Source organism: Vibrio sp. TH_r3 (assembly GCF_033101115.1).
Lineage (GTDB): Bacteria > Pseudomonadota > Gammaproteobacteria > Enterobacterales > Vibrionaceae > Vibrio.
The window spans coordinates 1-400 of the sequence record NZ_JAWMPW010000094.1 but is presented as its reverse complement, the minus strand read 5'-3'; the positions used below and the strand labels follow the sequence as shown (position 1 = coordinate 400).

Sequence of the window (400 nt, the reverse complement as noted above, 5' to 3'; positions counted from 1 at the left end):
GGAACGAGCTCTTCAGTTTAATGGCATGAGTTATGAAGCGGCGTTTGTGAAGCTTGCGGTATTGGACAAGATCCAATCTGACCAAGCGATTGATTTTGCAAAAGAATCACTTGAACGTTTCCCTCTCGGTTACGGATTAGCGATGCATCATTATTTGTTGACAAAACAAGATGCTGAGAAGCAAGTCTTTATCGACCTATGCCAATGTAGGCAAGCAAATGCTGTTCATGTGGCTAGTTTATATATGTCTCTCAATATGAATCACGAAGCGCTATTGGTACTTACACTTATTAACGCTAAAGGTGCTACACCAAATATTATTCGGGCGTCTCTTGCTAAAGAATCGGCAGAAGATCTCCTACTCCAAGCAGAGCTACAATTCGCAAATCATGTTCTTTTT

At 41.0% G+C, this 400-nt stretch carries 1 pseudogene; it reads left to right on the top strand.

Features of this window, described 5'->3' with window-relative positions:
• A pseudogene (locus R3X26_RS18940) lies at positions 1–400 on the top strand (hypothetical protein); the annotation flags it as partial.